This is a genomic window from Mycobacterium kiyosense, from assembly GCA_021654635.1.
Lineage (GTDB): Bacteria > Actinomycetota > Actinomycetes > Mycobacteriales > Mycobacteriaceae > Mycobacterium > Mycobacterium kiyosense.
In genome coordinates, this window is sequence record AP025179.1 from 6,163,799 (window position 1) to 6,178,100 (window position 14,302).

At 67.3% G+C, this 14,302-nt stretch carries 14 protein-coding genes, 3 tRNA genes and 1 pseudogene; 9 read left to right on the forward strand and 9 right to left on the reverse strand.

What is annotated here, in order from left to right; all coding sequences use genetic code 11:
* Nucleotides 1–6: 6 nt before the first annotated feature.
* On the forward strand, nt 7–147 hold the full coding sequence (locus L6444_RS29205) for a hypothetical protein (protein ID WP_236978985.1): 141 nt from the start codon (nt 7–9) through the stop codon (nt 145–147).
* Between the two features lie 108 nt (nt 148–255).
* Here the strand turns inward: L6444_RS29205 and L6444_RS29210 are convergent.
* Nucleotides 256–328, reverse strand: a tRNA-Arg gene (locus L6444_RS29210).
* A gap of 29 nt (nt 329–357) precedes the next feature.
* Nucleotides 358–449: transfer RNA gene (locus L6444_RS29215), tRNA-Ser, on the reverse strand.
* A gap of 82 nt (nt 450–531) precedes the next feature.
* On the opposite strand from L6444_RS29215, the gene L6444_RS29220 reads away from it, so the two are divergent.
* The gene (locus tag L6444_RS29220; protein WP_236978987.1) at nt 532–1,602 is read left to right on the forward strand and encodes a pyridoxal phosphate-dependent aminotransferase; all 1,071 of its coding nucleotides are present in this window, start codon (nt 532–534) and stop codon (nt 1,600–1,602) included.
* Entirely contained in the window at nt 1,599–2,060 is a 462-nt protein-coding gene (locus L6444_RS29225; protein ID WP_236978989.1) for a DUF4334 domain-containing protein, read from the forward strand. Before L6444_RS29220 ends, L6444_RS29225 begins: the two co-directional genes overlap by 4 nt.
* A gap of 84 nt (nt 2,061–2,144) precedes the next feature.
* On the opposite strand, the pseudogene L6444_RS29230 reads toward L6444_RS29225, so the two are convergent.
* Nucleotides 2,145–2,290: pseudogene (locus L6444_RS29230) on the reverse strand (TIGR03086 family metal-binding protein); the annotation flags it as partial.
* A gap of 24 nt (nt 2,291–2,314) precedes the next feature.
* Between L6444_RS29230 and L6444_RS29235 the strand changes: the two are divergent.
* The 3 genes from L6444_RS29235 to L6444_RS29245 are packed head-to-tail and all read left to right on the forward strand — an operon-like array spanning nt 2,315 to nt 5,463.
* The gene (locus tag L6444_RS29235) at nt 2,315–3,139 is read left to right on the forward strand and encodes a crotonase/enoyl-CoA hydratase family protein (RefSeq protein WP_236978991.1); all 825 of its coding nucleotides are present in this window, start codon (nt 2,315–2,317) and stop codon (nt 3,137–3,139) included.
* Nucleotides 3,140–3,156: 17 nt separating this feature from the next.
* Entirely contained in the window at nt 3,157–4,392 is a 1,236-nt protein-coding gene (lipE, locus tag L6444_RS29240; RefSeq protein WP_236978993.1) for a lipase LipE, read from the forward strand.
* Nucleotides 4,393–4,446: 54 nt separating this feature from the next.
* Complete coding sequence (locus L6444_RS29245) at nt 4,447–5,463, forward strand: baeRF2 domain-containing protein (RefSeq protein WP_236978995.1); 1,017 nt, start codon at nt 4,447–4,449, stop codon at nt 5,461–5,463.
* On the opposite strand, the gene L6444_RS29250 is transcribed toward L6444_RS29245, so the two are convergent.
* The 4 genes from L6444_RS29250 to L6444_RS29265 all read right to left on the reverse strand — a co-directional run bounded on the left by L6444_RS29250 (nt 5,445) and on the right by L6444_RS29265 (nt 6,812).
* Nucleotides 5,445–5,591 carry a hypothetical protein gene (locus tag L6444_RS29250; RefSeq protein WP_236978997.1) on the reverse strand — a complete coding sequence of 49 codons (147 nt, stop codon included), beginning with the start codon at nt 5,589–5,591 and terminating at the stop codon, nt 5,445–5,447. The genes L6444_RS29245 and L6444_RS29250 overlap by 19 nt on opposite strands.
* A 189-nt stretch (nt 5,592–5,780) precedes the next feature.
* On the reverse strand, nt 5,781–6,080 hold the full coding sequence (locus tag L6444_RS29255; protein WP_236978999.1) for a hypothetical protein: 300 nt from the start codon (nt 6,078–6,080) through the stop codon (nt 5,781–5,783).
* Between the two features lie 61 nt (nt 6,081–6,141).
* Nucleotides 6,142–6,561, reverse strand: a complete 420-nt coding sequence (locus L6444_RS29260) for an Hsp20/alpha crystallin family protein (RefSeq protein WP_236979001.1) — start codon at nt 6,559–6,561, stop codon at nt 6,142–6,144.
* Nucleotides 6,562–6,725: 164 nt separating this feature from the next.
* Nucleotides 6,726–6,812, reverse strand: a tRNA-Ser gene (locus L6444_RS29265).
* A gap of 36 nt (nt 6,813–6,848) precedes the next feature.
* Between L6444_RS29265 and L6444_RS29270 the strand changes: the two genes are divergently transcribed.
* Entirely contained in the window at nt 6,849–7,826 is a 978-nt protein-coding gene (locus tag L6444_RS29270) for an NAD(P)H-quinone oxidoreductase (protein WP_236979003.1), read from the forward strand.
* A gap of 28 nt (nt 7,827–7,854) precedes the next feature.
* On the opposite strand, the gene L6444_RS29275 is transcribed toward L6444_RS29270, so the two are convergent.
* Entirely contained in the window at nt 7,855–8,865 is a 1,011-nt protein-coding gene (locus L6444_RS29275; protein ID WP_236979005.1) for an adenylate/guanylate cyclase domain-containing protein, read from the reverse strand.
* Between the two features lie 286 nt (nt 8,866–9,151).
* Between L6444_RS29275 and L6444_RS29280 the strand changes: the two genes are divergently transcribed.
* On the forward strand, nt 9,152–10,918 hold the full coding sequence (locus L6444_RS29280; RefSeq protein ID WP_236979007.1) for a serine/threonine-protein kinase PknH/PknJ: 1,767 nt from the start codon (nt 9,152–9,154) through the stop codon (nt 10,916–10,918).
* A gap of 50 nt (nt 10,919–10,968) precedes the next feature.
* On the opposite strand, the gene L6444_RS29285 is transcribed toward L6444_RS29280, so the two are convergent.
* Complete coding sequence (locus tag L6444_RS29285) at nt 10,969–12,165, reverse strand: cysteine desulfurase-like protein (protein ID WP_236979009.1); 1,197 nt, start codon at nt 12,163–12,165, stop codon at nt 10,969–10,971.
* 129 nt (nt 12,166–12,294) lie between these two features.
* Here L6444_RS29285 and L6444_RS29290 point away from each other — a divergent pair, with 129 nt between their 5' ends.
* Nucleotides 12,295–14,262 carry a DUF6541 family protein gene (locus L6444_RS29290; protein ID WP_236979011.1) on the forward strand — a complete coding sequence of 656 codons (1,968 nt, stop codon included), beginning with the start codon at nt 12,295–12,297 and terminating at the stop codon, nt 14,260–14,262.
* Nucleotides 14,263–14,302 lie beyond the last annotated feature (40 nt).

Here is a 14,302-nt window from a genome sequence, read left to right on the forward strand (position 1 = left end):
CGGCCGATGACCTCCGAACGCTCCCCCGGCGATCCGACACCCCGCGTTACGCGCGAGGAGCAGGAGCGCTACAGCGACGAGGATGAAATGCGTTCGGCGCAGGACGAGCAACGCTTACGCGACGAGGCGCCACCACACCATCGGTGATCCCGGCAGCTGCTTTGGCCCTGCGACCTGCTGCGGGGCTCGCGTGAAATGTGGGCGGAAATCAGGCGGCAGAACCGCCCTGCGTTCACGCGGGGGAAGTGGAAAAAGCGCGCCCGAAGGGATTCGAACCCCTAACCTTCTGATCCGTAGTCAGATGCTCTATCCGTTGAGCTACGGGCGCCGGTCTTAAGTTGTCCTGCTGGTGTTGCGTGGCGGAGGCGAGAGGATTTGAACCTCCGGTTCCCTTTGAGGGGAACAACTCATTAGCAGTGAGCCCCATTCGGCCGCTCTGGCACGCCTCCTTGGCCTCCCTGAGGGTACCCGACCGAGGAACCCGGAACCGCCGGAGGCATAGCGTACACAGCCGCGACATATGCTGTCGAAGTGACCGCCCGCCTGCGGCCCGCGCTGGCCGGGCTTCCCGTGTACGTGCCGGGCAAGACCGTCCCCGGCGCCATCAAACTGGCCAGCAACGAAACGGTGTTCGGACCGTTGCCCAGCGTCCGCGCGGCCATCGAGAACGCCACCGAGCTGATCAACCGTTACCCCGACAACGGGTGCGTACAACTCAAGGCGGCGCTGGCCCGGCATCTCGGCCCCGAGTTCGCACCCGAGCACGTCGCGGTGGGCTGCGGATCGGTGAGCCTGTGCCAGCAGCTGGTGCAGATCTCCGCGTCGGCCGGCGACGAGGTGGTCTTCGGGTGGCGCAGCTTCGAGCTGTACCCGCCGCAGGTCCAGGTCGCCGGCGCCATCCCGGTCCAGATCCCCCTGACCGAGCACACCTTCGACCTCGACGCGATGCTGGCCGCCGTCACCGACCGCACCCGGCTGATCTTCGTGTGCAATCCCAACAACCCGACGTCGACCGTCGTCGACCCGGACGCGCTGACCCGCTTCGTGGAGGCGGTGCCGCCACACATCCTGATCGCCATCGACGAGGCCTACGTCGAATACATCCGCGACGGCATGGCACCGGACAGCCTCGGGCTGGTCCGCGCCCACGACAACGTCGTGGTGCTGCGCACCTTCTCCAAGGCCTACGGACTGGCGGGACTGCGGGTCGGTTACGCGGTCGGCCACCCCGACGTGATCACCGCCCTGGACCAGGTCTACGTCCCGTTCACCGCGACCAGCGTCTCGCAGGCCGCGGCCATCGCGTCACTGGAAGCCGCCGACGAACTGCTGGCCCGCACCAACACAGTCGTCGCCGAACGCGAGCGGGTCAGCACGGCACTGCGCGAGGCGGGTTTCCAACTACCGTCGTCGCAGGCCAACTTCGCCTGGCTGCCATTGGGCGCGCGCACCCGGGACTTCGTGGAGCAGGCCGCCGACGCGCTGATCATCGTCCGCCCGTACGGCACCGACGGTGTCCGGGTCACCGTGACGGCGGCCACCGAGGAAAACGACGCCCTGCTGCGGTTCGCCCGCAGCTGGATCAGAGGAGAAAACAGATGAGCGTGGCGCGTAAGCAGTTCGAGGACTTCAAGGAACGCACCGGCGCGATCCCGGACGCCGAGCTCGACGACTTCTGGGCGACGCTGCAGCCCGCGACGATCGACGGCATGCTCGGTGAGTGGAAGGGCGGCGAGTTCGTCACCGGCCACCCCATGAACGGACAGCTGGAGAAGTCCCGCTGGTACGGCAAGACGTTCAAGTCCGTCTTCGACGTGCAGCCGCTGGTGTGCCTGGACGACGACGGCAACAAGTTCTCCAACGTCCCGCTGGGCAAAGGCGAAGCCAGCCTGTGGCTGGAGGAATTCCGCGGCGAAATCACCGCGACGATGGTCTATGACGGCCAACCGGTGCACGACCACTTCAAGAAGGTCGACGACACCGCGGTGCTGGGCATCATGAACGGCAAGGGCGTCGTGCACGACGGCCGGTACTTCTACTTCTATCTCGAGCGGGTATAGCGGGCCGGGCCGCCCCCTCGCCGAACGTCACGCCAGCGTGACGCTGGGCGCCGACGGTTGCGGCAGCGTGACGCTCGACGCCCGGTCGTAGTCGGAGCATGGCGTCTGCTTGGACCTGTCGTCGCGGCCGATGGGATGAACCACTTGCGCAGCACCGCAAGGGTGGCTTCGGCGCTGGCCAGCTCGTCGGTGGGCGGAGAATCCGGTCCGGGTCGCAAGTCCGAGGGCATACTCGCCACGCTACGGTCTGACGCATGGGCGCAACATACGAATCGGTCACGGTCGAGATCAAGGATCACGTCGCGCAGGTGACGCTGATCGGTCCGGGCAAGGGCAACGCCATGGGACCCGCTTTCTGGGCGGAGATGCCCGACGTTTTCGCCACGCTGGACGCCGACCGGGAGGTGCGCGCCATCGTGATCGCCGGCTCGGGTAAGAACTTCAGCTACGGCCTGGACCTGCCCGCGATGGGCGGTACCTTCGCGCCGCTGATGGCCGACAACGCGCTGGCCCGCGCCCGCACCGACTTCCACACCGAACTGCGGCGCATGCAGGGCGCCATCACCGCGGTCGCCGACTGCCGCACCCCGACCATCGCCGCCGTGCAGGGTTGGTGCATCGGCGGTGGGGTCGACCTGATCTCCGCCGTCGACATCCGCTACGCCAGCGCCGACGCCAAGTTCTCCGTCCGTGAGGTCCGCTTGGCCATCGTCGCCGACGTCGGCAGTCTGGCCCGGCTGCCGTTGATCCTCAACGACGGGCATCTGCGCGAACTCGCGCTGACCGGCAAAGACATCGACGCCGCCCGCGCCGAGAAGATCGGCCTGGTCAACGACGTGTTCGAGGACGCGGAAGCCGCCCTTGCCGCCGCCCACGCCACCGCCGCCGAGATCGCCGCCAACCCGCCGCTGGCCGTCTACGGCGTCAAGGACGTCCTCGACCAGCAACGCATCGCGGCGGTATCGGAGAGCCTGCGCTACGTCGCCGCGTGGAACTCCGCGTTCCTGCCGTCCAAGGACCTTTCCGAAGCCATCGCGGCCACCTTCCAGAAGCGCCCGCCACGGTTCACCGGCGAGTAGCGCACGTACCCTCGGGTTTGATGACTCCCGACGGCAAGATTCGCGTTCCCGCCGACCTGGACGCCGTGACGGCGACCGCTGACGAAGACCATTCCGAGGTCGACAGCGCCGCCGTCGAACGGATCTGGCAGGCCGCCCGGCACTGGTATCAGGGCGGCATGCACCCCGCCATCCAGCTGTGCATCCGCCGCAACGGCAAGGTGGTGCTCAACCGCGCCATCGGGCACGGCTGGGGCAACGCGCCGACCGACCAACCCGACGCGGAGAAAGTCCCCGTCACCACCGGCACCCCGTTCTGCGTGTACTCGGCGGCCAAGGGGATCACCGCGACCGTCATCCACATGCTCGTCGAGCGCGGCGTATTCGCCCTCGACGACCGGGTCTGCGAGTACATCCCCAGCTACACCAGCCACGGCAAGGACCGGACCACCATCCGGCACGTACTGACCCACAGTGCGGGCGTCCCGTTCCCCACCGGGCCCAAGCCCGATCTGCGCCGCGCCGACGACCACGAGTACGCCCAGGAGCAGCTCGGCAAACTGCGGCCGCTGTACCGCCCCGGCCTGGTGCACATCTATCACGCACTGACCTGGGGCCCGCTCATGCGCGAGATCGTCTACGCCGCGGCCGGCAAAGACATCCGCGAGATCCTGGCGACCGAGATCCTGGACCCGCTGAATTTCCGGTGGACCAACTTCGGCGTGGCCCCGCAGGACGTCCCGTTGGTCGCCCCCAGCCACCCCACCGGCCGACCGCTGCCGCCGGTGATCGCGGCCCTCTTCCGCAAGGCGATCGGCGGCACCGTGCACGAGATCATCCCGTACACCAACACCCCGGCGTTCCTGACCACCGTGGTGCCCTCGTCCAACACCATCTCCACCGCCGACGAACTGTCGCGTTTTGCCGAAATCTGGCGCCGCGGAGGCGAACTCGACGGCGTGCGCATCATGAGCCCGGAGCGCATGTACGGGGCGGTGCAGGAATCCCGACGGCTGCGGCCGGACTTCGCGGTGGGGCTGCAACCCGCCCGCTGGGGCACCGGGTACATGCTCGGCACCAAACGGTTCGGTCCGTTCGGGCGCAACGCCCCGGCGGCGTTCGGCAACCTGGGCCTGGCCAACATCGCGATCTGGGCCGACCCGCAGCGCGGTCTGGCAGCGGGCCTGATCAGCAGCGGCAAGCCGGGGCGCGACCCGGAGCTCAAGCGCTACACCGCCCTGATGGACACCATCGCCGCCGAGATGACGGTCTAACGCGAACGTTTGTTCACCGGCGTGCGGGGTACCCCTGGGGTACCCCTGTCCGTCATGCACGCCGTCCGGTTCCGTGAACTGCTGGAAAGCAGCGGTCCGTTCGTGTCGGTGTATTACGAGGAATCGGTCGGTTTGGGCAACGGTGCCGGGGCCATTCAGCTCGACCACCGTTGGCAGGGACTGCGCGAGCGGTTGGAACGGCTCGGCGCCGACAAATCGATGACCGACGCGATCAAGCGGGCCGTCCTGCGATGGAACCGGCCGGCCATCCGTCGGGGCGGCCGCGCGGTGGTCGTCGGGCCCGAGGGCGTCTTGTTCAACGAGGTGTTGCTGCGTCCGACCGATTCGACGGTGGTACGCGTCTCGGAGCTGCCCTACATCGTCCCGATTCTCGCGCACGGACTGGAGAACCCGAACTATCTGCTGGCGATGGTCGACGCCACCGGCGCCGATATCAGCGCTTACCTCGGCGGCGAACTGCACTCCGAATCCGTCGACGGCGCACTGGGCCGGGTGGCGGCGCGGCTGACCAAGCTGCTGGACGAAACCCTGGCCGGCACCACGTTTGTAGCCGGCACCACCGAGGCGCGGGCGAACCTGATGGCCGCACTGCCGACATCGGTGTGCGGACAGGTGGTGTCGCTGCCGATCTGCGCACCTCGCGGTGAGTATGACTTCGACGAGCTCAAGTGGGCTGCCGAGGCGTGGTTTCTGGACCGCCAGCTCAGCGCGGTCGACGACGCCGTGGTGCGTTTCGATGCCGAGGCCGGCCGCCGCTCCGGGCGTGCCGTGCAGGGTTTGGGTGCGGTGTGCTCGGCGTTGCGGCAGGGAACAATCGACACATTGATCGTCGGCGACATCGGCGATGCGGTCGTGGTGGCCGACGAAGGAATGACCACCGTCGCCCCTCGCGGCGACGACCGGGAGCTGGGTTCCGGACGGGTGATGCGGGCCGACGAGGCGCTGCCGCTGTTCGCGATATCGGCCGGGGCGTCGCTGGTGCGCACCGACGAGCGGATCGCCCCGACCGACGGAATAGCCGCGGTGCTGCGTCACACTCCGAGTAGCTGAGGATTGGCGAACCAGCCTGCCATCAGATCGCGGTCGCCGGCATGGGGGTAGTCGTCGTCGGGCAGCGGCACCACGTCATGCTGCTCCAGCCAGTCGACGGGGTCGGCTTCCAGCGTCATCGAATCCATCGTTTTCTGGCCCCTCTCCTCGGATCTCTCAGTTGTCAGGTCAGCAGAACATGTTGGGGACGGGCCGCCCGCCCCGGGATGAGTCGCCCAACCTGGGCATCGGCGTGGTCGTCACCGCTGCAGGTGCCGACAGCGCCCACGATGTGGCCCGGGTGGCGAGCTGGCCCACTCGACTCGTTGGTGATGACATCACCTCCCTTCCTGCTCAACGTGGTCACCGGCGGGTGCCGGAGGGCTGCGTTGCACGGCATCGATTCGATGCGCCGGCCCGTGCCGCGGGTACGCCGGCAGCCGCCAAGACCGACCGGCAGACTTGGGCACGGCGAGGGCGCATCCGGTCGCCGGTGGTGCCGGTGGCCGACACCGCAGACGGCGGGCCGCCGCCCGCAGGATCGCGTCGACCTCGGCGATCAGCGCGATCACCGATGCGTCATCGGTGACCAGCGGCACCGTCTGCGGCGCCGGCGCCTCGACGGCTGCGCGTGACACTTCCCGCACCGCCCCCGTGCTGCACTGCGACATCACTGACCCAGCTTCTGTCGGCGGCCGCTCAAGCGCTGAGCGCGTGCTGGTTCTGGTTGTGGCTGATGGTGATTTTGCGGGGCTTGGCCTTCTCGGCCACCGGGATGCGCAACCGCAGCACTCCGGCGTCATAGGAGGCTTCGATGCGGTCGGTGTCCAGATTCTCGCCGAGCACCAACTGCCGGGAGAACACCCCTCGCGGCCGTTCGGTGGCCAGCATTTCCTTGCTCGAATCCACGTCTGGACGCTCGGCCCGAACGGTCACCACGTTGCGCTCGATATCCAGATCCAGCGAGTCGACGTTGATGCCGGGCAAGTCGAACTCGACGACGAACTGCTCGCCCTCGCGCCAGGCGTCCATCGGCATCACCGCCGGCCGCGCCGCGGTGCCCAGAACCTGCTGAGTGAAGCGATCGAGATCGCGGAACGGATCGCTACGCACCAACATGGTCGCCACCTCCAACACTCCAATCATCAATCGTTGTGGACAGGAAATCTATGTCTGACGACACACTTTTTATATAGCGCGACATGGAGGATTTGGCAAGTGTCTGCGACAAGATTTTAGCCGCCCGGCGGAGGCGAACGGGCGCTCCCGGGGAACTCGCGCTGCGGTGGCGGAGGGATTTGAACCCCCGGACGGTGTTAGCCGTCTCTCGCTTTCAAGGCGAGTGCATTAGGCCGCTCTGCCACGCCACCGCTGCTAAGGGTAACGGTGCTTGTAGCGTGACCCTCATGCGTGCCATCGTCGCCGAATCCGCCGAACAACTTCGCTGGCAGGACGTCCCCGACGTATCCGCCGGCCCGGGTGAGGTCTTGGTCAAAGTTGCCGCCGCCGGCGTCAACCGCGCCGACGTGCTGCAAGCCGCCGGCAAGTACCCGCCCCCGCCGGGCGCCAGCGAGATCATCGGCATGGAGGTCAGCGGTACCATCGCCGAAGTCGGCGCGGATGTCACCAATTGGTCTGTCGGACAAGAGGTTTGCGCATTACTGGCTGGCGGGGGTTACGCCGAGTACGTCGCCGTGCCCGCCGGGCAGGTGCTGCCGATTCCCGCCCCGGTCGACCTCGTCGACGCGGCCGGAATCCCCGAGGTGGCCTGCACGGTGTGGTCGAACCTGGTGATGACCGCCCACCTCGGCCCGGGCCAGCTGGTGCTGCTGCACGGCGGCGGCAGCGGGATCGGCACCCACGGGATCCAGGTGGCTCGCGCGCTCGGCGCCCGGGTTGCCGTCACCGCCGGGTCGGCAGAGAAGCTGCAATTCTGCCGCGACCTGGGCGCTCAGATCACCATCTCGTACAAGGACGAAGACTTCGTCGCGCGAATCAGAGAAGAAACCAACGGCGGTGGCGCGGACGTAATCCTGGACATCATGGGCGCGGCCTACCTGGACCGCAATATCGATGCACTGGCCACCGACGGGCAGCTGATCGTGATCGGCATGCAGGGCGGCGTCAAGGCCGAACTCAACCTGGGCAAGTTGCTGGCGAAGCGGGCGCGCGTAATCGGCACCACGCTGCGCGGCCGGCCGGTGAGTGGGCCCAACAGCAAAAGCGCCGTCGCCGAGGCGGTCACTACATCGGTCTGGCCGATGTTCGCCAGCGGGGCCGTCCGACCGATCATCGGCGCCCGGTTACCCATCCAGCAGGCCGCGGAGGCGCACCGGTTGCTGGTTTCGGGCGAGGTCACCGGAAAGGTCGTATTGACCGTCTGAGTTGCAGCGTCACGCCCCGCCCCATGGTCTAGTCGGCGCTCTTGCGTGCGATCACCGGGAACACCGTCGCCGTGCCGTGCCGGCCCTTGATCTCGACGCTTTCGCTTGGGCCCCAAGTGAACTGGTCTGCGACGGCGGCTTGCACGCCGCTGGCCGCCAACACCGGAGCGCGCCCTTGACGCCCCGCCATCGACGCCAGCCGGAATGCCACGTTGGTCGCATCACCGATCACCGCATCGGCCGACCTGGTCATCGCGGCCAGTGCGGCCACCCCCTGCACCACACCCCAGCCCATCCGGATCGGCCCGCCGTCCGGGCTGCGCAACGGCCACCCGGGCGCGAGCTCCTCGACAAGTCGATTCGCGGCCAACGCGAAATCAACGGCCAGCTCGGCGGCGTCCGGAAACCGGCGCACCTCCCAGACCGCGAACAGCGCGTCGCCGGCATAGTGGCTGAGCGTGCCCCGATGAGCGCGCAGCACACCACCCACCTGGCGCCAGAGCATGTACAGGCTGTGCGCCATGACCCCCTCGTCGGTCACCTGCGAAATCGTCGAGTAGTTGACGATGTCACCGACCACCATCACCATCGCGGATTTGCCGATCCGCGCCAGCGTGCTCTTCACCACCCGTTTCGGGATGCCGTTGAAGCGCTCCGCGCGGAATTTCAGCACCACGTCGCCGATCTGGATCTCGTCGCCGGGCCGGATCAGCAACGCCACCGCCCGTTCCAGCCGCACCCCGTTGAGCAAGGTGCCGTTGCTGCTGGTGTCGATCACGAAGGCCTGATCGGCTTCGGCGTGCAGCCGGATCTCGAGATGCGTGCGCGAGATCTCGGGATCGGGTATGACCAGCCGACGCGACGCCCTGATTCCCGCGCATTCGCGTCCGACGAACAGCTGATCGAAAATCGGGACGGTGCGCGTGCAGACATCGCCGTCCATCATGTCCAGGTAGCCCAACGGTTCCCGAATTTGCCCGCCGGTCAACCGGTCCGTCGCAATCATCGCCTCGCTGCTACCCGTCGCCGCTAGTGGCATCCGCAATATTGTCAGCATGCGCCCGCCGGTGCCAGTTCGAAACGGCGCCTCTCCGATTTCGGATCGGGTGACCCGGCGTATCCGCAAGTTACCCGGTGCGGTCCGTTTATCTGTAGTTCTGGTGTTTTCTGTGTGAAAATCGTCGGCAGCAAACGTGTGGTCCGGCGGTCCTGTGCAGTGCCGCCCTGACACCAGCCGCCGCCGCAGGAGGGAACAACAGTCGGACACCTCCGCTGGGAGCCGCACGAAAGCGCTTACACCCCAAGCAATTTCACAGTTGTACGCGGTGAGGAAAGGGACGCTGATGGACGAGGTCGCGTTCGGGCGCTACCGGCTGCTATCAGTCATCGGTCAGGGCGGCATGGGCACCGTCTACCGGGCTCACGACACGCTGATGAATCGCGATGTCGCGATCAAGGTGCTGCCCACCGCACTCGGCGACCGGGCCGATTACCGGGAGCGCTTCCGGCGCGAGGCCCACACCGCAGCCAGGTTGACCGAACCGCACATCATCCCGATTCACGAGTCCGGCGAAATCGACGGACAGTTGTACCTCGTGATGCCGATCGTCGAGGGCATCGACTTAGGGCAGTTGTTGCGACGCGACGGGCCGATGAGCGCGCAAGAGGCGGTGCATGTCATCGAGCAGTTGGCCAGTGCACTGGACGCGGCCCATGCCGTCGGATTGGTGCACCGCGACATCAAGCCGTCCAACGCCCTGGTGACCGGACGCAACTTCGTCTACCTGATCGACTTCGGCATCGCCCACGATGCGGCGGCGACGAAGCTGACCTCCACCGGCATGATCGTGGGCACCATGGCCTACATGGCACCGGAACGCTTCCTCGCCGGGACCGCCGGGCCCAGCTCCGATGTCTACGCCCTGACGTGTGTGCTGCACGAATGCCTCACCGGCGAACACCCTTTCCCCGGCGAAAGTATGGAGCAACAGATCGCCGGGCACCTGTCCTTGGATCCGCCCCGTCCCAGCGCGCAGCGCGCGCAGGTACCCGCTGGATTCGACGAGGTGATCTCCCGTGGCATGGCCAAGAAACCCGAGGACCGCTACGCCTCCGCGGTCGAACTGGCCGATGCGGCACGAGACGCCCTGATCGCGCCTGCCGTTCCCGCTCATGCCGCCGCCTCGGCGCCCACCGCTGTTGCCAACCCCGACGTTCCGACGACGCCGTACCGCCCGCGTCCCTATGCGCAGCAGCGTTCGGCGCGGTCCCCGCACGCCACTCCGCTGCTGCCGCGCTCTACGCCGCCCACTGGACGAAAGCGCTGGCTCTTGATCGGCGCCGGAGCTTTGGCGGTAGTTGTCACGCTCGCAATCATGGCTGTGAATTTCGGATCGAAGAAAGCGGGCACCACCGCCGCGACCTCGACCGCCACTCCGACCTCCGCGGCCAGTCCCGCGACCGGCCCAGCCGGCCCGAGCGGCCCGCCGCTCGTCGGCGAGGCCGACCTGCAGGGCCTGCTGCTGTCTCCCGATCAAATGGACACCGCGCTGGGCGCCACCGGACTGCGGGTCGACGGGCCGAAATATCCGACATCGACCTACGACGACAACGACACGGTGTCGGATAAGGCCTGCCTGCCCATGGTGAGCCCGGGAGAAAGCGAGGCCTACTCGGGCAGTGGCTGGAACGCGTTGTACGGACAAGAACTGGAGACACCGGGGAGCACAGCAGACTTCTACGGTATCCAGCTGGTGGTGTCATTTCCATCGGTGCAACAAGCCAAAGCGTTCTTCACCACTTCGTTTCAGCGCTGGTCGACCTGCTCGAACCGACAGTTCACCAAAACCGTTGCCGGCAAACCTGATCAGGTGTGGACCGTCGGGTCCGTCTCCAACGTGAATGGCATGCTGAGTGTGGGCAAAACCCTCAGCGGCCGCAACGCTGCCGAGCATTGGCTTTGGACGACCTGTCAGCGCGCGCTGACTGTGGCCGACAACGTGGCCATCGACGTAGTGGCGTGCAGTTTGCAGCATTCGGTCTCCGCGGTCAACGTCGCCCAGCAGATCGCCGCCAAGGTGCCGGCCGTCTGACTCGCGAATGTAACGTCACCGCGAATCGCCGCGCCGATCTCGCGGGCGGCTCAGCCCAACGAGGCCAACGCGCGTACCAGCTGGTCGACCTCGGCCATCGTCGAGTAGTGCGCCAACCCGACCGTTACCGCACCGCCGATGTCGTTGACGCCCAGCACGTCGAGCACCCGGGAACCGGCATTGGCGATCGCCAGCACCCCGTTGTCCGCCAACCGCTGCACCACCCGGTCGGCGGGCACGTCGTTGACCGCGAAGCTGACCACCGGGATCCGCGCCTCGGGCCGGCCCAGCAAAATCACCAACGGCAGCGACCGCAGCGAGGACATCAGATAGTCGTAGATCCGGTTGAGGTAGGACGACGCCGAATGCATCGACACCGACAACCGTTCGCGCCTGCTACCGCGGGCCGACTCGTCCAGCGACGCCAAGTATTCGATGCTGGCCACCACACCGCCCAGCAGACCGAACTGATGCACGCCCAACTCCAGCCGGGCCGGGCCGGTCGCGTACGGATTGGTCGACACCGACCCGAAGGGGTTCAACAACGCCGGGTCGCGGAACACCATCGCACCGATCGGCGGTCCGCCCCAGGCCACCGCGTTCACAGTCACCACGTCGGCGTCGGTTTCCTTCAGATCGAACAACCGGTAGGGTGCCGCCGCGGAATGGTCGACCACCACCAGTCCGCCGACGTCGTGCACGAGTTTGGTCATTGCCCGCAGGTCGGTGACGGCGCCCAACGTCCCCGACGCCGACGTCACCGCGACCAACCGGGTGGACTTGCCGATCAGGCTCTCCCACTGCCAGGTAGGCAGCTCACCGGTCTCGATATCGACCTCGGCCCACTTGACTTTCGCACCGTACAGATGCGCCGCGCGCAGCCACGGCGCGATGTTCGCCTCGTCGTCCAGCCGGCTGACGACCACCTCGTAACCCAAACCGGCCCGCGCGGACGACGCCTCGGCCAGCGACGACAACAGCACCGCCCGGTCGGAGCCCAACACCACGCCGGCCGGGTCGGCGTTGACCAGGTCGGCCACCGCCTCGCGGGCCGCCTCCAGCAGCGCGGCGCTGCGCCGCGCCGACGGATGGGCGCCGACCATGCTGGCCCCGGACCGCCGGAAAGCCGTCGACACCGTGGTCGCGACGGAATCGGGGATCAGCATGCCGGCCGGTGCATCGAAGTGCACCCATCCGTCACCAAGCGACGGATGCAGTCCACGCACCCGGGCGACGTCGTAGGCCATGCCAGCCACCTTAGAACTCTCCAGAGCACTCGCCATTTTGTAGACGGGTAGACGGTAGCGGGTGCGCCGGAGACGTTCCAGCCGTTACGGCCTCCCGAGCGAGGGCACCCGGGCAGCCATACTAGTCGAGTGAGCTTGTGCTTCGGAACGCTGATCGCATTGATCCTGCTGATCGCGCCGGGGGCCATCGTCGCACGTATCACGCAGTTGAGCTGGCCGATCTCGATCGCGGTCGGCCCTCCGCTGACGTACGGCGTGGTGGCTTTGGCGATCATCCCCTACGGCGCGGTCGGCATCCCGTGGAACGGCTGGACGGCGCTGGCCGCATTCGCGGTCGTCTGCGTGTTGGCGACGGCCTGGACCCTGCTGCTCGCCCGGTTCCGCGACCGGCAGGCCGAGGCCCACGGCATGCGCCCGGGACCCGGTCTGGTGGTGGCCGCCGGCGTGCTGCTCGGTGCCGGGCTGATCGGCTGGGCCGCGTTCGCCGGCATCCCGCACTGGCAGTCGATCCCCAGCACCTGGGACGCGGTCTGGCACGCCAACGAGGTGCGCTGGATTCTGGACACCGGCCAAGCGTCCTCCACCCACATGGGTGAGCTGCGCAACGTCGAAACCCATGCGCTGCTCTACTACCCGTCGGTGTTTCACGCGCTAACGGCGGTCTTCTGCCAGCTCACCGGGGCGGCGGCCACCACCGGTTACACGCTGTCCTCGGTGGCGGTCGCGGTCTGGCTGTTCCCGGTCAGCGCCGCCGTACTGGCGTGGCGCGCGCTGCGCACCCACACCACCGAGTGGCGCACCGCGGCGGTCGCGGCCACCGCGGCGGCATTGTCGGCGTCCTTCACCGCGGTGCCCTACGTGGAATTCGACACCGCCGCCATGCCGAACCTGGCGGCCTACGGGGTCGCCATCCCGGTGATGGCGTTGATCGCCTCGACGCTGGGGCACCGGGACCGTATCCCGGTTGCCATCCTGGCCTTAGTCGGCGTGTTCTCCGTGCACATCACCGGAGGGATCATCGTGCTGCTGTTGCTCGGCGGCTGGTGGCTGTTCGAAGTGTTCTGGCACCCGGTACGCAGCCGGCTGGCCGACCTGCTGACGCTGAGCGGCGTGGGCGTGGCTTCCGGGCTGATCCTGCTGCCGCAGTTCCTGTGCGTCACGCAGCAGGAGGACATCATCGCCGGGCACTCGTTCTTGACCTACCTGAGCATGCGGCACGGCCTGTTCGACGCCGTGTTCATGCACTCCCGGCATCTCAACGACTTCCCTTATCAGTGGGGGCTGAGTCTGCTGTGCGCGATCGGCGGATTCATCATGCTGGTCAAAAAGATCTGGTGGCCGCTGGCGGTGTGGCTGACGCTGATCGTGATCAACGTCGACGCGGGCACGCCACTGTGGGGTCCGTTCGGAAGGGTCGCCGGGTTGTTCGGCGAGTTCTTCTACAAAGACCCACGCCGCATCGCCGCCGCCACGACCCCGCTGTTCAACCTGATGGCGGCCGTCGCGCTGGTCACCCTGGTCGCCGGGGCGGTGGCGCTGGCCAAGCGATTCGTCCAGCCCCGAAAGGCCATGCCGTCCCGGTTCTGGGCCGGCGCCACCGCGGCGCTGCTGGTCGGCATCACCGTGGCCACCGCGTGGCACTACTTTCCCCGGCACCGGTTCCTGTTCGGCGACAAGTACGACCAGGTGATGATCAATCAGCAGGACCTGGACGCGATGGCGTACCTGGCTCAGCTGCCAGGTGCCCGCGACACCCTGATCGGCGACTCCAACGTCGACGGCACGGCGTGGATGTACGCGGTAGCCGGGCTGCACCCGCTCTGGACGCACTACGACTATCCGGTCCAGATGGGTCCGGGCTACCACCGCTACATCTTCTGGGCGTTTGCCCGCAAGGGCGACAGCGATCCGCGCGTTCCCGAGGCGATCAAGGCGCTCAACATCCGTTATGTCCTGGCCAGCGGTCCGACGGTGCGGGGGTTCAAGATTCCCGACGGGTTAGTCTCACTGGACAAGTCGCCTTACTGGACGATGATCTACGACAACGGCGGCGCCCAGATCTACGAATGGCACGGCTACGCGCCGCCACGCTCTTGACAGACGCAGCACGAGGACGGTGATTGGGTTGAGTGACGGA